The organism is Leifsonia sp. NPDC056665, from assembly GCF_042791795.1.
Lineage (GTDB): Bacteria > Actinomycetota > Actinomycetes > Actinomycetales > Microbacteriaceae > Leifsonia.
Map to the genome: position 1 here is coordinate 279,592 of NZ_JBHTXK010000002.1, position 16,373 is coordinate 295,964.

18 protein-coding genes and 2 tRNA genes are annotated in these 16,373 nt (G+C 66.2%); 8 read left to right on the top strand and 12 right to left on the bottom strand.

All coding sequences use genetic code 11. The features are described 5' to 3' along the window. The first annotated feature begins 13 nt into the window (after nt 1–13). Both ACFQ9V_RS03635 and ACFQ9V_RS03640 read left to right on the top strand, forming a co-directional pair. Entirely contained in the window at nt 14–568 is a 555-nt protein-coding gene (locus ACFQ9V_RS03635; protein WP_382457812.1) for a hypothetical protein, read from the top strand. Nucleotides 569–658: 90 nt separating this feature from the next. After that, a complete protein-coding gene (locus ACFQ9V_RS03640) occupies nt 659–862 on the top strand; it encodes a PspC domain-containing protein (RefSeq protein ID WP_382457813.1) in 204 nt (67 codons plus the stop codon). 7 nt (nt 863–869) lie between these two features. On the opposite strand, the gene ACFQ9V_RS03645 is transcribed toward ACFQ9V_RS03640, so the two are convergent. Continuing rightward, nucleotides 870–1,307, bottom strand: coding sequence for an NUDIX hydrolase (locus ACFQ9V_RS03645; protein ID WP_345838756.1), 438 nt, complete (start codon nt 1,305–1,307; stop codon nt 870–872). A 48-nt stretch (nt 1,308–1,355) separates the two neighbouring features. Here ACFQ9V_RS03645 and ACFQ9V_RS03650 point away from each other — a divergent pair, with 48 nt between their 5' ends. Together ACFQ9V_RS03650 and ACFQ9V_RS03655 are read left to right on the top strand one after the other, a co-directional pair. Further along, nucleotides 1,356–2,219, top strand: coding sequence for an Fpg/Nei family DNA glycosylase (locus tag ACFQ9V_RS03650; protein WP_382457814.1), 864 nt, complete (start codon nt 1,356–1,358; stop codon nt 2,217–2,219). Between the two features lie 33 nt (nt 2,220–2,252). Then, nucleotides 2,253–2,960 carry a DUF3800 domain-containing protein gene (locus ACFQ9V_RS03655; protein WP_382457815.1) on the top strand — a complete coding sequence of 236 codons (708 nt, stop codon included), beginning with the start codon at nt 2,253–2,255 and terminating at the stop codon, nt 2,958–2,960. Nucleotides 2,961–3,064: 104 nt separating this feature from the next. On the opposite strand, the gene ACFQ9V_RS03660 is transcribed toward ACFQ9V_RS03655, so the two are convergent. Beyond that, nucleotides 3,065–3,514, bottom strand: a complete 450-nt coding sequence (locus tag ACFQ9V_RS03660) for a rhodanese-like domain-containing protein (protein ID WP_382457816.1) — start codon at nt 3,512–3,514, stop codon at nt 3,065–3,067. A gap of 93 nt (nt 3,515–3,607) precedes the next feature. Between ACFQ9V_RS03660 and ACFQ9V_RS03665 the strand changes: the two genes are divergently transcribed. Further along, a complete protein-coding gene (locus tag ACFQ9V_RS03665) occupies nt 3,608–4,069 on the top strand; it encodes an Lrp/AsnC family transcriptional regulator (RefSeq protein WP_382457817.1) in 462 nt (153 codons plus the stop codon). A gap of 9 nt (nt 4,070–4,078) precedes the next feature. On the opposite strand, the gene ACFQ9V_RS03670 is transcribed toward ACFQ9V_RS03665, so the two are convergent. The 10 genes from ACFQ9V_RS03670 to dnaA form a co-directional block, all read right to left on the bottom strand. Beyond that, nucleotides 4,079–4,151: transfer RNA gene (locus ACFQ9V_RS03670), tRNA-Ala, on the bottom strand. A 25-nt stretch (nt 4,152–4,176) separates the two neighbouring features. After that, a tRNA-Ile gene (locus tag ACFQ9V_RS03675) sits at nt 4,177–4,253 on the bottom strand. Between the two features lie 66 nt (nt 4,254–4,319). Then, nucleotides 4,320–4,733: a DUF3566 domain-containing protein gene (locus ACFQ9V_RS03680; RefSeq protein ID WP_382457818.1), complete on the bottom strand. Its 414-nt coding sequence runs from the start codon at nt 4,731–4,733 to the stop codon at nt 4,320–4,322. Then, entirely contained in the window at nt 4,723–7,281 is a 2,559-nt protein-coding gene (gene gyrA, locus ACFQ9V_RS03685; RefSeq protein WP_382457819.1) for a DNA gyrase subunit A, read from the bottom strand. Before gyrA ends, ACFQ9V_RS03680 begins: the two co-directional genes overlap by 11 nt. Before the next feature lie 43 nt (nt 7,282–7,324). Beyond that, nucleotides 7,325–9,334 carry a DNA topoisomerase (ATP-hydrolyzing) subunit B gene (gyrB, locus tag ACFQ9V_RS03690; RefSeq protein WP_382457820.1) on the bottom strand — a complete coding sequence of 670 codons (2,010 nt, stop codon included), beginning with the start codon at nt 9,332–9,334 and terminating at the stop codon, nt 7,325–7,327. Nucleotides 9,335–9,457: 123 nt separating this feature from the next. Further along, nucleotides 9,458–9,904, bottom strand: a complete 447-nt coding sequence (locus ACFQ9V_RS03695) for a DUF721 domain-containing protein (protein WP_370057345.1) — start codon at nt 9,902–9,904, stop codon at nt 9,458–9,460. A 26-nt stretch (nt 9,905–9,930) separates the two neighbouring features. Further along, the gene (recF, locus tag ACFQ9V_RS03700) at nt 9,931–11,085 is read right to left on the bottom strand and encodes a DNA replication/repair protein RecF (protein WP_382457821.1); all 1,155 of its coding nucleotides are present in this window, start codon (nt 11,083–11,085) and stop codon (nt 9,931–9,933) included. A gap of 6 nt (nt 11,086–11,091) precedes the next feature. Continuing rightward, the gene (gnd, locus tag ACFQ9V_RS03705; protein WP_382457822.1) at nt 11,092–11,979 is read right to left on the bottom strand and encodes a phosphogluconate dehydrogenase (NAD(+)-dependent, decarboxylating); all 888 of its coding nucleotides are present in this window, start codon (nt 11,977–11,979) and stop codon (nt 11,092–11,094) included. Nucleotides 11,980–12,015: 36 nt separating this feature from the next. Continuing rightward, on the bottom strand, nt 12,016–13,161 hold the full coding sequence (gene dnaN / locus ACFQ9V_RS03710) for a DNA polymerase III subunit beta (RefSeq protein ID WP_382457823.1): 1,146 nt from the start codon (nt 13,159–13,161) through the stop codon (nt 12,016–12,018). Between the two features lie 438 nt (nt 13,162–13,599). Then, entirely contained in the window at nt 13,600–15,024 is a 1,425-nt protein-coding gene (gene dnaA / locus ACFQ9V_RS03715) for a chromosomal replication initiator protein DnaA (protein WP_370055402.1), read from the bottom strand. Nucleotides 15,025–15,467: 443 nt separating this feature from the next. Here dnaA and rpmH point away from each other — a divergent pair, with 443 nt between their 5' ends. The 3 genes from rpmH to yidD are packed head-to-tail and all read left to right on the top strand — an operon-like array spanning nt 15,468 to nt 16,372. Beyond that, entirely contained in the window at nt 15,468–15,605 is a 138-nt protein-coding gene (gene rpmH, locus ACFQ9V_RS03720) for a 50S ribosomal protein L34 (RefSeq protein WP_382457929.1), read from the top strand. A gap of 42 nt (nt 15,606–15,647) precedes the next feature. Next, a complete protein-coding gene (gene rnpA, locus ACFQ9V_RS03725) occupies nt 15,648–16,064 on the top strand; it encodes a ribonuclease P protein component (protein WP_382457824.1) in 417 nt (138 codons plus the stop codon). Further along, nucleotides 16,061–16,372, top strand: coding sequence for a membrane protein insertion efficiency factor YidD (gene yidD, locus ACFQ9V_RS03730; protein WP_382457825.1), 312 nt, complete (start codon nt 16,061–16,063; stop codon nt 16,370–16,372). Before rnpA ends, yidD begins: the two co-directional genes overlap by 4 nt. The last annotated feature ends 1 nt before the right edge of the window (nt 16,373 follow it).

Here is a 16,373-nt window from a genome sequence, read left to right on the forward strand (position 1 = left end):
ATGGAGGTCCAGAATGAGCCTGACACGGAAGCGCCAGAAGGAGCTCGACCGTCTGCGGAGTGACGCGCAGGAGCTGTGGGGGCAGCAGCAGGAAGTGATCGCGAACGCCAACGCTCTGGCCGCCGCTGCTCGCAAGCAGGCTGCCCACTACTCCCGTGAGGAGCTCGCGCCGCGCGTGCGCGAGGGCTACGACTCGTACGTCCGTCCCGCGGCCCAGTCCGCCAAGGACTCGGCCGGCCGTTACGCGGGCGTCGCACGCGACCGCCTCGTCGGCGACGTGATCCCGGCCGTCGGCACCGCCGTCGGAACCGCACTCTCGGTCGTCGACCACGCGCGGGCCGCACGCAGCGCCGCCTACTCCGGTGATTTCACCAAGGCGCGCAAGGAGATCACGAAGAAGGCCTCCGCGGCGTCACGCAACTCGGGTCCCGGCGCCGGCACGGTCATCGCTGTCGGCCTGGGCGTCATCGCGGCTGCCGGTCTGCTCTACGCGGTCTGGCAGACCTTCCGCGCGGACGACGAGCTCTGGGTCGCCGACGAGGAGCCCATGACTCCCGCCGCGGAGTAGTCCTTCGGACGACAGACGACGGCCGACCCCAGGGTCGAATCGGGGGTTTCCCGGATAGTGCTCCGGTCTCGCGATGACGAGGCTGGAGGCATGAATACTATGCAACGACCCCTCGACGGCCGCATCCTAGGCGGCGTCTGCGCCGGACTGGCCAACCGTTTCGGTGTGAAGCCGCTGACGGTGCGGCTGCTCTTCCTGCTGTCCCTGCTGCTGCCGGGCCCGCAGTTCATCGCCTACATCGCGATGTGGATCATCATCCCGTCCGAGCAGCGCCCGGTCACCCGGGTCGCCTGAGCGCGGTTCAGCGTTGCGGGCGGGCCAGGTCGCCGAGACCGGCCATGCGCAGCGCGACGTCGACCAGGTCGACCCGCCGGTTCGGGATGCTCGCCAGAGCGAACCATGCCGCCTCGTCCGTCGTCCCGTCGAGCTCGTTCCTCAGGCTCCCGCCGGTGACGGTCGCGCGGTAGACGATCCGGAGCGCGTGCAACGGCCCGGCCTCCGGGACGAAGCGCGCCTCGGCAGGGACGATCTTCGAGTCGATGCCCAGCAGCTCGTCCGCCCGCGCCTCGAAGCCGGTCTCCTCCTCGATCTCGCGCACGACCGCGTCGAGCGGGTCCTCGCCGGGCTCGATCCCACCGCCGGGCAGCGTCCACCCGGAGCGGCCGCCCTCGTTCCAGTGCGCGAGGAGGATGCGCGGCCCGTCCACGATGACGCCGTAGGCGGCGACCCTGATGTCCATTCCGACACCCTACTGCCGCTCGTCGGTGGAGAGCGGCAGTATGGGGTGGTGCCCGAACTGCCGGAAGTCACCGCCCTCGCCGCCGACCTGGGCGAGCGGCTGACCGGTCGCGTCATCGACCGGCTGAGCATCGTCGCGTTCTCCGCGCTGAAGACGTTCGATCCCCCGCCCGAGGCCCTGAAGGGGCTGACGATCGCCGGGGTCAGCCGGCACGGCAAGTTCCTCGACATCGCTACCGGCGACCTCCATGTCGTCATCCATCTCGCGCGAGCCGGCTGGATCCGCTGGCGGGAGAACCCACCGCCACCGCCGACCGGTCGGCCGAGCAGGGGGCCATTGGCTGCACGCCTGGTCCTCGACGACGGCTCCGGCCTGGACATCACCGAGGCCGGCACGAAGAAGAGCCTGGCCATCTCCATCGTCCACGACCCGGCGGAGGTGCCCGGCATCGCGCGCCTCGGCCCCGACCCGCTCGACGCGGCGTTCACGCGGGAGGCGTTCGCCGCCATCCTCGCCGGCCAGGGCCGCGCGCAGATCAAGGGCGTGCTGCGCAACCAGGCTCTGATCGCCGGAATCGGCAACGCCTACTCCGACGAGATCCTGCACGTCGCGAAGATGTCACCCTTCAAGCCCGCCTCGATGACCGCCGACGAGGTCGACCGCCTCTATGCTGCGCTCGAAGAGACGCTGCACAAGGCCCTCGCCCGCTCGGAGGGCCTGGCCGCGTCGGAGCTCAAGAGCGAGAAGAAGTCGGGGATGCGCGTCCACGGCCGCACGGGCCAGCCGTGCCCGGTGTGCGGCGACACCATCCGGCAGGTGATCTTCGCGGACTCGACGCTCCAGTACTGCCCGACGTGCCAGACGGGCGGGAAGCCGCTGGCGGACCGGGTGCTGTCGCGGCTGCTCAAGTAGAGTTTCAGTTCGAGATTTCAGTAACCTGTCGGAGTGCGTCTGGTCTACGTCGATGAATCCGCTCGAAGCGACCGCTTCTACTTCATCGGTGCGTTGATCGCGGACCCGGACGCCGTCCGTTCGATCGAAGGCGGCTTGAACGACATAGCCGGTCTCGTCTCCGTGCACGTCCCGTCATTTGATCCTCACTCCGAGTTTCATGCGGTCGACATGTTTCATGGGCGTCGCGACTGGCGGACTGTTCCACTGGCGTGGCGGATGAAGGCGTGTGACCTCGTCGCCAAGGTACTCGCACGGTCAACTGCGACATATGTGTTCCGGGGCGTCGACCTCGTCGCGCTGCACGCCCGATATCGTCGGCCGCACCCTCCACACCTCCTCACCCTCGCGCACACGCTCGCGGAGGTTCAGCGTCAACTCGGGCGGCACGATCAGGATGCATTGGGATTGGTGCTGGCGGACGAGCATCACGCTGCCACAGGTGCGCGTCGCAGTCTCCGCGACTTCAAATCCGCTGCAGCGCCCGGCTACACGACCGACGCCCTCCACTGCATCGCGGACACGATCTACTTCGGGCCATCCCACGAAAGCAGGCTTCTCCAAGCGACCGACGTGGCGACGTTCTTCGTCAACCGCGCTCGAACGATCGAAGAACGCGATCCGCGATCTCGACGTGCTGTCGACAAAATCGTCGCCAATGTGCGATCGATCACCGTCAACGAATACATCTGGCGCCCGTGAAAAACACAACGCCCCGCGTCGGCGGGGCGTTGGCAGGTGCGGGAGGCCTTTCGGAGTCCTGCTGGAAATACCTTATCCCAGCGAATCAACGATGTCCATCACCCTCAGCACGCGCAGCTCACCGCGCCCACCGGCGCGGTCAGCGGGTCCGCGATACGCTCCACCGGCCCGTGGTCGTCCTCGACCGGGAGGCCTTCGCGTGCCCAGTACTCGAAACCGCCGATCAGCTCGCGCACCTCGTAGCCCAGCAGGCTGAACGCGAGGGCGGCACGGGACGACCCGTTGCAGCCGGGGCCCCAGCAGTAGACCACCACAGGCAGATCGCGCGGCACGAGGGCGACGGCGCGCGCGGCGATCTCCGCCGTCGGGAGATGGACGGCGCCGACGATGCGACCCTGCGCCCAGGCGGCGTCTCCCCGGCTGTCGATCAGTGTGAAGCGCTCCCCCGCCACCTGCGCCGCGCGCACGTCGGAAGGGTCGGTCTCGAAGCGGAGCTTGGCCGCGAAGTGCTGTGCGGCCTCCGAGGTGGAGGTGGCCGTGGTGATCGTTGACATGGACACAACAGTAAGGAGGTCGAAGCGTGATTTGAATAGACGATCCACGGCATCCGACATCCCTCACCGTGAATTCCGTGCCAGAATCCCGTCATGACCGCGAATCCGCCATTCACTGCCGATGGAGTCGATCGTGCGCTCCTCGCAGAGCTCCAGCGCGATGGCCGGCAGTCGATCGCAGAGCTCGCCCGCACCGTCCACATGTCGAACAGCGCAGTCGCCGAACGCGTTCGGAGGTTGGAGGAAGCGGGCGTCGTCTCGGGCTACCGCGCCGTCGTGGACCCCGAGCGCCTGGGGTACGGGATCCTCGCGTTCCTGCGGCTGCGCTACCCGAGCAGCCAGTACAAGCCGTTGCACGACCTGCTCGCGATCACACCGGAGGTCGTGGAGGCTCACCACGTCACGGGCGACGACTGCTTCATCCTGAAGGTCGTAGCGACTTCCATGCGCCATCTCGAACAGGTCTCAGGCACGATTGGGAGCCTCGGCAGTGTGACGACGAGCATCGCCTACTCGAGCACCGTGCCGGCTCGGTCGATTCAGCCGCCTGAATGAAATGAACTGTGGAGCCTAGGAGATTCGAACTCCTGACATCCTGCTTGCAAAGCAGGCGCTCTACCAACTGAGCTAAGGCCCCGCGAGATGGTGTCCGTCACGACACATGGTGGGGATACGAGGACTTGAACCTCGGACCTCTTCGTTATCAGCGAAGCGCTCTAACCGCCTGAGCTATATCCCCGAATGGGCAACAGATTAGAGGGTACCTGATCTGGGCCCGGATGGTGAAATCGAGTGCCGGCCGCGCTCAGTTGTTGGTGAAGCCCACGAGCAGGCCGCCCGTGATCTTGACCGACAGGTTGTAGAGGAGCGCGAAGACGGCGCCGAGAGCGGTCACCACGACGATGTCGAGGATGCCCACCACCAGCGAGAAGCCCATGACCTGCCCGAGGCCGAGCACGGAGCGGAGGTCGCCGCCGCTGGCGCCGGAGACGTCCTTGACCAGGCCGTTGAGCTGGTCGAAGATGCCGGTACGGTCGAGGACGGTCCAGATCAGGAAGGTGCCGACGATCGCGATGATCGCCAGGCAGATGCCTGCGAGGAACGAGAGCTTGACGGTCGACCAGAAGTCGACGTAGACGAGCTTCAGTCGCACCTGCTTGGCGGACGTGGGTCGTCGGGTCGACTTCCTCGCGAGTTTCTCGGCGACGCTAGTGCTCATCTACGGCTTCATCCTTCCCGGCACGACCGGTTTCATCGTCGGCTACCGATTCTGCATCGGCTTCCTGGGAATCCAGGTTGCGCTCGGTGTTCTTCGCCAGAGCGATGATCTTGTCTGTCTCGGCGAAACGTGCAAAAACGACACCCATAGTGTCTCGGCCCTTGGCGGGTACCTCGGCCACGGAGGAGCGTACCACCTTGCCGCTGGCAAGAACCACCAGGACCTCGTCGTCCTCGTCGACGATGAGAGAACCCACCAGATCCCCTCGGTCGTCGCTCAGTTTCGCGACCTTGATGCCCAGTCCGCCGCGGTTCTGCAGGCGGTACTGGTCGGCGGAGGTGCGCTTGGCGTAGCCGCCCTCGGTCACCACGAAGACGTAGCCCTCGTCGGAGACGACGGCCGCGTCGAGCAGTCGATCCTCGCCGCGGAAGTGCATCCCGATGACGCCGGAGGTGGAGCGTCCCATCGGACGCAGCGCCTCGTCGCTCGCGGTGAACCGGATCGACATCCCCTTGCGGGAGACGAGCAGGAGGTCGGAGTCCTCCTCGACCAGCAGCGCGGAGACGAGCTCGTCGTCCTCACGGAGCTTGATCGCGATGATGCCGCCGGAGCGGTTGGTGTCGTACTCCTCCAGCGCGGTCTTCTTGATGAGGCCGTCTCGGGTGGCGAGCACCAGGTACTTCGCGGCCTTGTAGTCGCGGATGTCCAGGATCTCCGCGATCTCCTCGTCCGGCTGGAGGGCGAGCAGGTTAGCGACGTGCTGGCCCTTCGCGTCGCGGCCGGCCTCCTGCAGCTCGTAGGCCTTGGCGCGGTAGACGCGGCCCTTGTTCGTGAAGAAGAGGAGCCAGTGGTGCGTCGTGGTGACGAAGAAGTGGTCGACCACGTCTTCACCGCGGAGCTGGGCGCCCTTGACGCCCTTGCCGCCGCGGTGCTGGCTTCGGTAGTTGTCGCTGCGGGTGCGCTTGATGTAGCCACCGCGCGTGACCGTGACCACCATCTCCTCTTCGGGGATGAGGTCCTCCATGCTCATGTCGCCGTCGAAGCCGAACATGATCTCGGTGCGGCGGTCGTCGCCGAAGCGGTCGACGATCTCGGTGAGCTCGTCGCTCACGATCGTGCGCTGACGCGTCGGGTCCTCGAGGATCGCCTTGAGGTCGAGGATCTCGAGCTCGATCTGGTCGTGCTCCTCGATGATCTTCTGGCGCTCCAGCGCAGCGAGGCGGCGGAGCTGCATGGCGAGGATGGCGTCGGCCTGGGTGTCGTCGACGTCGAGCAGGCTCTTCAGGCCGTCGCGCGCGTCCTCCACGGTCGCCGACCGGCGGATGAGCGCGATGACCTCGTCAAGGGCGTCGAGTGCCTTGAGATAGCCGCGCAGGATGTGGGCCCGCTCCTCCTTCTTACGGAGGCGGTAGCGGGTGCGTCGGACGATCACTTCGATCTGGTGCTCGACCCACGCCGTGATAAAGCCGTCGAGCGCCAGCGTGCGCGGCACGTTGTCCACGATCGCCAGCATGTTGGCGCCGAAGTTCTCCTGCAGCGGGGTGTGCTTGTAAAGGTTGTTCAGCACGACCTTCGCGACCGCGTCGCGCTTGAGGACGATCACGAGACGCTGACCGGTGCGGCCAGAGGTCTCGTCGCGGATGTCCGCGATGCCGCCGACCCGGCCGTCCTTGACCAGCTCGGCGATCTTGATCGCGAGGTTGTCCGGGTTCACCTGGTACGGCAGCTCGGTGACGACCAGGCAAACGCGGCCCTGGATCTCCTCGATGCTCACCACGGCGCGCATCGTGATCGAGCCGCGGCCGGTGCGGTAGGTGTCCTGGATGCCCTTGATGCCGAGGATCTGCGCGCCGGTCGGGAAGTCCGGGCCCTTGATCCGCTTGATCAGCTCTTCCAGCAGCTCCTCGCGCGGGGCCTCCGGGTTGGCGAGGTGCCAGAGGGCGCCGTCGGCGACCTCCCGGAGGTTGTGCGGCGGGATGTTCGTGGCCATGCCGACCGCGATGCCGACCGAGCCGTTCACCAGAAGGTTCGGGAAACGGCTGGGGAGGACGGCCGGCTCCTGCGTGCGGCCGTCGTAGTTGTCCTGGAAATCGACGGTGTCCTCGTCGATGTCCCTGACCATCTCCAGCGCCAGCGGGGCCATCTTGGTCTCGGTGTATCGCGGGGCCGCGGCGCCGTCGTTGCCGGGAGAGCCGAAGTTGCCCTGGCCGAGCGCGAGCGGGTAACGGAGGCTCCACGGCTGCACGAGGCGCACGAGCGCGTCGTAGATGGCGGAGTCACCGTGCGGGTGGAACTGCCCCATCACGTCGCCGACGACGCGGGCGCACTTGGAGAACGCCTTGTCAGGCCGGTAGCCGCCGTCGAACATCGCGTAGATCACGCGCCGGTGGACCGGCTTCAGGCCGTCGCGCACCTCGGGCAGCGCACGCCCGACGATGACGCTCATCGCATAGTCGAGGTACGACCGCTGCATCTCCGACTGCAGGTCGACCTGGTCGATCCTGCCGTGGATGCCGAAGCTCTCGCCGGTGGGGGTCTCGTCCGTCACAGTGCTCTCTTCTCAGACCGTGGGGTCTCTTCGTCGCGGATCCTCAGATGTCGAGGAACCGCACGTCCTTGGCGTTCTTCTGGATGAACGAACGGCGCGACTCGACGTCCTCGCCCATCAGGGTGGCGAAGATCTCGTCGGCGGCGGCCGCGTCGTCGAGCGTCACCTGGAGCAGCGTGCGCGTCTCCGGGTTCATCGTGGTCTCCCACAGCTCCTTGTAGTCCATCTCGCCCAGACCCTTGTAGCGCTGCACGCCGTTGTCCTTCGGGATGCGCTTGCCGGCGGCCAGGCCCTCCGCGAGGAACGCGTCGCGCTCGCGGTCGGAGTAGACGTACTCATGCTCGGAGTTCGACCACTTGAGCCGGTAGAGCGGCGGCTGCGCGAGGTACACGTAGCCGAGCTCGATGAGCGGCCGCATGTAGCGGAACAGCAGGGTCAGCAGCAACGTCGTGATGTGCTGGCCGTCCACATCGGCGTCGGCCATCAACACGATCTTGTGGTACCGCGCCTTCTCCGGGTTGAAGTCCTCGCCGATGCCGGCGCCGAACGCCGTGATCATGGCCTGCACCTCGTTGTTGGCGAGGGCGCGGTCGAGTCGCGCCTTCTCGACGTTGAGGATCTTGCCGCGCAGCGGGAGGATCGCCTGGGTCTCGGGGTTGCGGCCCTGGACGGCCGAGCCGCCTGCCGAGTCGCCCTCGACGATGAAGATCTCCGACAGCGTCGGGTCCTTCGAGGCGCAATCCTTGAGCTTGCCCGGCATCCCGCCGCTCTCCAGCAGGCCCTTGCGTCGGGCCGTCTCGCGCGCCTTGCGGGCGGCGAGGCGGGCGGTCGCTGCCTGGAGTGCCTTGCGGATGATCTCCTTGGCCTGGTTCGGGTTGCGGTCGAACCAGTCACCGAGCTGGTCGCCGACGACCTTCTGCACGAACGCCTTGGCCTCCGTGTTGCCGAGCTTGGTCTTGGTCTGGCCTTCGAACTGCGGCTCCGACAGCTTCACCGAGATGACGGCGGTGAGACCCTCGCGCACGTCCTCTCCGGAGAGGTTGTCGTCCTTCTCCTTGAGGATGTTCTTCTCGCGCGCGTACTTGTTGACGAGTGTGGTCAGCGCAGCGCGGAAGCCTTCCTCGTGCGTGCCGCCCTCGTGGGTGTTGATCGTGTTCGCGTACGTGAAGACGGACTCGTTGTAGCTCGTGGTCCACTGCATCGCGACCTCGAGCGCGATCTTGCGCTCGGTGTCCTCCGACTCGAACGAGATGATCTCGTCGTGGACCACCTCGGCCTTCTTGGCGGAGTTGAGGTAGTGCACGTAGTCGGTCAGGCCGCGCTCGTAGAGGAAGACGTCTGAACGCGCGGCGAACACCGTCGCGTCCTCTTCAACTTCTCCCTCGACCGGCTCGACCTCGGGCGGGCGCTCGTCGGTGAGCGCGATACGCAGTCCCTTGTTGAGGAACGCCATCTGCTGGAAACGGGTGCGGAGGGTGTCGTAGTCGAACACGACCGTCTCGAACGTGTCGGGGCTCGGCCAGAACGTGATGATCGTTCCCTGACGGTCGGATGCCTCGCCCTTCTCGAGCGGGGCCTGCGGGACACCGCTGCGGTAGCTCTGCCGCCAGACGTGCTCCTGCCGGTGGACCTCGACGTCGAGGCGGGAGGAGAGCGCGTTCACGACGGAGCTGCCGACGCCGTGGAGACCGCCGGAGACCGCGTAGCCGCCTCCGCCGAACTTTCCGCCGGCGTGCAGGATCGTGAGCACGACCTCCACGGTGGACTTCTTCTCGGTCGGGTGCTCGTCCACGGGGATGCCACGGCCGTTGTCGTCCACGCGCACAGCGCCGTCAGGGAGGATCGTCACCTCGATGTTGTCGGCGTGGCCGGCGAGAGCCTCGTCGACGGAGTTGTCGACGATCTCGTACACCAGGTGGTGGAGGCCGCGGGGACCGGTGGAGCCGATGTACATTCCGGGTCGTTTGCGGACGGCTTCGAGACCTTCGAGGATCTGGATCTCATTCGCGCCGTAGTCGTGTTCCGCCTCGGCCCTGTTCGGTTCCATCGTCATATGAAATTTGGCTCCTGACCGCACCTGACAGTGACTCTCCATTCTACCAAGGGCAGTGAGCCGGAATGCCCGAAATCGCCCCTCTGAGGCGTTTTCTTTGGACGGGCGACCTCTTTTGTGCTGTCAGCCGTAAGTATCGCGCGGACCGCGCCCTGGAATCGACCTGGGACCGCGTTTCCAGGAGGGGGCGTCCGGGCCTTGAAAACGGATCGACTGGATGTCCGCGTCCGGGAACCGCTCACCGATGCGCACCAGCAGTTCGGAGCGCATCATCCGGAGCTGCGTCGCCCAGGCGGTCGACTCGCAGCGCACGACCAGCACGCCGTCGGTGATCTGGTCGGGCACGGCGTGCTTGGCGGTCTCCTCGCCGGCGAGCTGCTCCCAGCCCTCCAGGAGGTCGGACTTCGCGAGCGGGGCGGTCCAGCCGAGCTGCTGCGCGAGGGCGTCGACCACGTCGCCGAGCCCGCGCGGGTCGCGCCCTGACCCGAACGGCTTGGACGCCGACGGGTCGTCCGCGCCGCGTTTCGCGCGTCGGCTGCGGGAGGGGGTGCCCGTGAAGAGCTCCTTCATCCGCAGGTAGACGGCCGACGCCTCGCTCACGATCCCACGATAGTCCCGGCCTCGATCCGCACGGTATGGGCGGTGAGGGTCTCCGGGACGTCGTCGTAGACGGCAGCCGTGATGAGGACCTGCTCGTAACCGGCTACGGCGGTTGCGAGCATGCGACGGCGGGTCTGGTCCAGCTCCGCGAAGACGTCGTCGAGGATCAGCACGGGGTCGCCTGTCGAGGACTCCTGGCGCAGGAGCTCGGCGGAGGCCAGCTTCAGCGCGAGCGCGAACGACCAGGACTCGCCGTGGCTGGCATAGCCCTTGGCCGGGAGGCTGTTGAGCTCGAACAGCACGTCGTCCCGGTGCGGGCCGACCAGCGTGAGCCCGCGCTCCAACTCTTTGGCGCGCACCGCGGCCAAGGCGCCGCGGAACACGTCCGCCGTGTCACCGGCTGAGCTGGTTACCGTCGTGTCGGCGTCGTCGTCCTCCTCCTCCACGTGCGCACCGCGGATCGTGAGCTGCGGGATCAGCCGGGGATGGTGGTCGTCGCCGGCGACCGAGCGGTAGGCCGCCACGAGCGGGTCACTGAGGCGTGCGACCAGGTCGAGCCGGGCATCCAGGAGCTCGGACCCGAGCGCGACCAGCCGCTCGTCCCAGATATCGAGCGTCCCGAGCTGGTCGGCCTTCACGCGCGAGGCGCGGGCGGACTTGAGCAGGGTGTTCCGCTGCTTGAGCACCCGCTCATAGTCGGCGATGACCGCGGTGAAGCGCGGGTTCCGCTGGATCAGGAGTTGGTCGAGGAACCGGCGCCGGATCCCCGGCTCGCCCCGGACCAGCGCGAGATCCTCCGGAGCGAACAGCACGCTGGAGAAGTAGCGTGGCAGCTCGCGGGGTTTGATCGCACCGCGGTTCACCTGCGCCCGGTTCGGCGAGGAGCGGTTGAGCTGCACCTCCACCAGGAGCTCGCGGCCGTCGTGCTCGATGCGCGCCCGGACGATCGCCGCGTCGGCGTCCTTGCGGATCATCGCCTGATCGCTCGACACCCGATGCGACCCGAGGGTGCTCAGGTAGCCGAGCGATTCGACGAGATTGGTCTTGCCCTGACCGTTGCGGCCGACGAACAGATTGGCGCCGGCCGCGAACGGGACATCCGCGGTGCGATAGTTGCGGAAATCAGTCAGGGAAAGATGTGTAACTCTCAATGAGGGTTAGTCCACGGCCTTCACGGCGTGGCCGCCGAACTGGTTGCGGAGGGCGGCGACCGCCTTCATCGCGGGCGAGTCCTTCTGGCGGGAGACGAAGCGCGCGAAGATCGAGGCGCTGATCGTGGGGACGGGGACGGCGTTGTTGAGCGCCTCCTCGACGGTCCAGCGGCCTTCGCCCGAGTCCTGCACGAAGCCCTCGATGTGCTCGAACTCCGGGTCCTGCTCCAGGGCGCGTACCAGGAGTTCGAGCAGCCAGGAGCGCACGACCGTGCCGCGCTGCCATGCCTTGAACGTGCCGGTGACGTCCTTGATGATGTCCTTGCGCGTGTCGAGGAGCTCGTAGCCCTCGGCGTACGCCTGCATCAGCGCGTACTCGATGCCGTTGTGCACCATCTTCGCGTAGTGGCCGGCGCCCACCTCGCCGACGTGGACGAAGCCCTCGTCGCGCGGGCCCTCCGGACGCAGCGCGTCGAACACCGGCATGACACGCTCGACCTGCTCCTTGGAGCCGCCGACCATCAGGCCGTAGCCGTTGTCGAGGCCCCAGATCCCACCGGAGACGCCCGCGTCCATGAAGTCGACGCCCTTCGGGGCGAGCTGCTCGGCGTGCTTGAAGTCCTCCGTGAACTTCGAGTTGCCGCCGTCGATGACGAGGTCGCCCTTCTCGAGCAGCGGCTCCAGGTCGGAGATCACCGAGTCGGTGACGACGCCGGCCGGCACCATGACCCACACGGTGCGCGGAGCAGGCAGCGCCGCGACAAGGTCGGCGAGGGTGGCCACATCCGACACGTCGGGGTTGGTGTCGTAGCCGGTGACCTCGATGCCCTTCTTCTCCAGGCGAGCGCGCATGTTGTTGCCCATGCGTCCGAGACCGATGAGGCCGATGTGCATGATTGTCCTTCTTCTCTCGTGGAGCGGGACCGGGTCCTAGCGCAGCAGCAGGTTGGGCTGCAGCAGGTACTTGTAGGAGTCCGAACCGGACTGGTCCTTCGAGGTCTGACTCGTGATGAGCACCGGACCCGGCTTGTTGGGGTTCTCGGTCTTGGTGAAGGAGATGCGCACGAATTCCGAGTGCACGGCACCGAGACCATCGAGCAGGAACTGCGGCTTCAATGAAACCACCGTCTCCTGGCCAGTGAGGAGAGCGTCGATGCTCTCGGATGCTTGCGCCTGCTCCGAGCCGATCGCTTCCAGCGTCAGCCCGTCGGCGGTGAAGGTGTAGCGGAGTGCGGCCTCGCGCTCCAGGACGAGGGAGACACGCCTGGTCGCCTCGATGAGCTCGGCGGTGTTGATCACCGCGTAGTTGTCGACCTGCTCGGGGAAGAGCCGGCGGACCGGCGGGAAGTTGCCCTTGATCAGCAGCGACGTCACGGTCTTCTTGTCCGCCGTGAACGCGATGAGCTCGCGGTCGTCGCGGTTGGTGATCGAGATGGACACCGTGCCGGAGTGACCGAACGTCTTGCCGATCTCGGTCAGGGTGCGAGCGGGGACGAGCGCGGTTTGGGCCTCGCCGGAGGTGGTCCCGTTGTCCCAGTCGATCTCGCGGACAGCGACCCGATACCGGTCGGTGGCGACCAGGCCGAGCGTGTTATTGCCGACCTCGAGCTGCACCCCGGTGATCACCGGGGTGACATCGTCGCGCGACGCGGCGACGCCTACCTGGGCGACGGCCTCGGCGAATTCCTCGGCCGGCACGAGCCCGGCCTCCCCGCCGACCTGCGGGATGCTCGGGTATTCCTCGACAGGCATGGACAGCAACGTGAAGTTCGCCGACCCGGCGCGGACGACGATCTTCGACTCTTCGGTCGAGAACTGCACGGGAGCGTTCGGGAGCTTGGCGGCGATCTCCGCCAGGAGCCGTCCGGAGACCAGCACGCGGCCCGGCTCCTCGACCTCGGCTGCGATCTGCGTCTGCGCGGAGACCTCGTAGTCGAACGACGAGAGCTGCAGGCCCGTGTCGGTGGTCTCGATCAGTACGCCGCTCAGGATGGGGAGGGTGGTCCTCTGCGGAAGAAGCTTCACGGCGAAGGAGACGGCCTCACTGAAGACATCCCGATTGGCTTGGAACTTCACGAAGTCTCCCCTGGTCGGCGCTCGGATACGAACGTCACCGATCCTAGCGCTTGGCCTTCGGCGCAGAAGTTGTCATTCGAGCGAGCGCTTGAGGTTGTCGCCCGGCCTTAACTGAGAAGGATTAATCATTAATCGTGTTAACCGCTGTGGAAACTGTGGATAACTCGGTGGATACCTTGCAATCAGTGGGAACTACACCCTCGTGACTTGTTGATGACCGGTGGAATCCCGCTGTTCACAAGGATGTCGAGCGATCGGCCGATCGACGGCTTTTCACAGGCCCGCGTCCGTCGTCCCCATTAATCGAGCGAGTTTCCGGAACTTCTCCACAAGTTATCCCCAGGTGTTAATAACGAACTCTCCCCACTCTGGGGATCGATCTGTGGATAACTTTCTCGAGCGCCGCGGCGTGGCGTGCTGTCGAGACCGTCCGCCGGCCTACTTGCCGTAGCGGTGGTTCTGCTTGATCCGGCTGGTGAGCTCCGTCACCTGGTTGTAGATCGAGCGCCGCTCCTTCATGAGCTCGCTGATCTTCTTATTCGCGTACATCACGGTCGTGTGGTCGCGGCCGCCGAAGAGCTGCCCGATCTTCGGCAGCGAGAGGTTGGTCAGCTCGCGGCAGAGGTACATCGCGATCTGACGAGCGGTGGCGACCGCCTGCGAGCGGCTCGACCCGTAGAGGTCGTCGACGCTGAGCTTGAAGTACTCCGCGGTGTTGGTGATGATGTCCGTCGGCGCGATCACGTTGTCGTCGTCGAGCGTGATCAGGTCCTTCAGCACCGTCTGCACCAGCGGCATGTCGACCGGCGTGCGGTTCAGGCTTGCGAACGCGGTGACGCGGATGAGCGTCCCCTCCAGCTCGCGGATGTTGCTCGACACCTTCGACGCCATGAACTCGAGGATGTCGTCGGGGACGAGGATCTTCTCGCTCTGCGCCTTCTTGCGGAGGATCGCGATGCGGGTCTCAAGGTCGGGGACCTGGACGTCGGTGATCAGGCCCCACTCGAAGCGGGACCGCATCCGGTCCTCGAAGCCGGTCAGGTGCTTCGGCGGGAGGTCGCTGGTGATGACCACCTGCTTGTTGTGATCGTGGAGGGTGTTGAACGTGTGGAAGAACGCCTCCTGCGTCTCGACCGCCCGCTGGAGGAACTGGATGTCGTCGATCAGCAGGATGTCGATGTTCCGGTAGCGCGCCTGGAACGACGAGCCCCGGTTGTTCGCGATCGAGTTGATGAAGTCGTTCGTGAACTCCTCACTCGACACGTACCGCACGCGGATTCCCGGGTACAGGCTCATCGCGTAGTGGCCGATGGCGTGCAGGAGGTGGGTCTTACCCAGGCCCGAGTCGCCGTAGATGAAGAGCGGGTTGTACGCCTTGGCCGGCGCCTCCGCCACCGCGACCGCCGCAGCGTGCGCGAACCGGTTGGACTGGCCGATGACGAAGTTGTCGAAGCTGTACTTGGAGTTGAGGCGGGTGTCGCCGTTGCGCGGTGGTGCGGTGATCTCGGTCGGCGGCGCCACCATCGGCGCGACGGCGTCCAGATACGGCGCAGGCTCCGGCTCGGAGGGGCCCACCATCGACTCCTGCTGGATCTCCGGGTTCACCACGATCGCGAAGGTGTTCACCTCAAGCGCCTGGTCGAGAGAGCCGATCGCGTTGAGGAGCGGGACCCGGCTGCGCTGCTCGATCATCCCGCGCGTGAACTCGTTGGGCACCTCCAGGTAGAAGGTGCCGGCCATGATGCCCTTGGGCTCGACCAGGCTGAGGAAGCCGTGCAACTGCGGGGTGATGCGGTCGTCCGTCTCGAGATTGTCGAGCACGCTCTGCCATGCCGCAGAAATGGACTCTTCGCCGCCTGCCATCGTTCCCCGTCTTCGAATTTCGTGGATGCCGTCGGCCCGGCGCGAGACGAGTCGTCCCCCGTGTAACTCGCGCTGGGCTGGCGGCAAGGATGCCGCCGTGGGGTATTCACAGAGTTATCCACCGCTGTGTGTGCAATACCGTAGCGATCTCCAGCCGTTTTTGGGATGGCCTGGGGATAACTTTGGGGTTCACGCTAACTTGTCCACAGGTGTGGATCAAATTCGGTTCCCGGAATACTCCGGCGCGTCGCTCACGCGCTTCCTGCTAATCGCGTGCATAATCAAGGGTTTCGGGGCGATCGGTTTGACCTCGGTTGCCTCAGGACGTAGTTTTAATAAGTTGACTTCAGCCGTTTCGGCTGCCCAGAAACTTTCCTGGCCTCCCCGTGCTGGCCGAAATCCTTTCAGCACCGGCCTGTGAAGAGACCACCACGGAGATTGATATGAGCAAGAGAACGTTCCAGCCGAACAACCGTAAGCGCGCGAAGACCCACGGTTTCCGCCTCCGCATGCGCACGCGCGCCGGCCGCGCTATCCTGTCGGCGCGCCGCACCAAGGGCCGCGAGAAGCTTTCGGCCTGACCCCCTCCGGGTCAGAGCCCCTTCCGGCGTAGGTCGCGGCGCGTGCTCGCGAAGAACCATCGCATCACGCGGGGCGCGGAGTACCGGGCGACCGTGCGACGAGGTGCTCGCTTCAACGAAGCGAGCACGATCGCGTACGTCCGCTTCAACCGCGACTCCGACGTGGTGCGATTCGGTTTCATCGTGAGCAAGGCGGTCGGGAACGCGGTCGTCCGCAACCGCGTGCGGCGTCGGCTCAAAGCCGCGGCGTACGACCTCCTCCCCCACCTGTCGCCGGCGGTCGCCGACGGCGCCGGCATCGATGTGGTGATCCGGGCATTGCCAGCGTCCGCCCACCTGACGTGGGCTAATCTGCACGGTGAGGTCTCGCGGGCCACCGACCGTTTCCTCAGCCGTCACACCACCAGTCCGCGCGACAACCGTCCACGGGACACCACCGAAGGCAACGTCCGTCCATGAACACCGCGATCGCAGCTGTGCTCCTCGCTCCGAGGAACGCTGCCGTGCTGGTGCTTCGGGCGTACCGAGGGGTGATCTCCCCGCTGTACGGCGATGTCTGCCGGTACTACCCCTCGTGCTCCGCCTATGCTCTGCAGGCGATTCAGGAGCATGGAGTGATCATCGGGAGCGCGCTCGGCGTCCGCCGGATCGCGCGCTGCCACCCGTGGGCAGCCGGAGGGGTCGATGACGTCCCCCTCAAGAAGAAGCACCGCTACCGGGTCACTCCGTTCGGATTCGTCGTCGCCATCAGCCAGGGAAAGGCCTAGC

Excerpts from the sequence above, each read along its gene's own strand:
- ACFQ9V_RS03635 (WP_382457812.1), top strand. The coding sequence starts at position 14 with ATGAGCCTGACACGGAAGCGCCAGAAGGAGCTCGACCGTCTGCGGAGT.
- ACFQ9V_RS03640 (WP_382457813.1), top strand. The coding sequence starts at position 659 with ATGAATACTATGCAACGACCCCTCGACGGCCGCATCCTAGGCGGCGTC.
- ACFQ9V_RS03645 (WP_345838756.1), bottom strand. The coding sequence starts at position 1,307 with ATGGACATCAGGGTCGCCGCCTACGGCGTCATCGTGGACGGGCCGCGC.
- ACFQ9V_RS03660 (WP_382457816.1), bottom strand. The coding sequence starts at position 3,514 with ATGTCAACGATCACCACGGCCACCTCCACCTCGGAGGCCGCACAGCAC.
- ACFQ9V_RS03665 (WP_382457817.1), top strand. The coding sequence starts at position 3,608 with ATGACCGCGAATCCGCCATTCACTGCCGATGGAGTCGATCGTGCGCTC.
- ACFQ9V_RS03680 (WP_382457818.1), bottom strand. The coding sequence starts at position 4,733 with ATGAGCACTAGCGTCGCCGAGAAACTCGCGAGGAAGTCGACCCGACGA.
- gyrB (WP_382457820.1), bottom strand. The coding sequence starts at position 9,334 with ATGACGATGGAACCGAACAGGGCCGAGGCGGAACACGACTACGGCGCG.
- ACFQ9V_RS03695 (WP_370057345.1), bottom strand. The coding sequence starts at position 9,904 with ATGAAGGAGCTCTTCACGGGCACCCCCTCCCGCAGCCGACGCGCGAAA.
- gnd (WP_382457822.1), bottom strand. The coding sequence starts at position 11,979 with ATGCACATCGGCCTCATCGGTCTCGGACGCATGGGCAACAACATGCGC.
- dnaA (WP_370055402.1), bottom strand. The coding sequence starts at position 15,024 with ATGGCAGGCGGCGAAGAGTCCATTTCTGCGGCATGGCAGAGCGTGCTC.
- rpmH (WP_382457929.1), top strand. The coding sequence starts at position 15,468 with ATGAGCAAGAGAACGTTCCAGCCGAACAACCGTAAGCGCGCGAAGACC.
- yidD (WP_382457825.1), top strand. The coding sequence starts at position 16,061 with ATGAACACCGCGATCGCAGCTGTGCTCCTCGCTCCGAGGAACGCTGCC.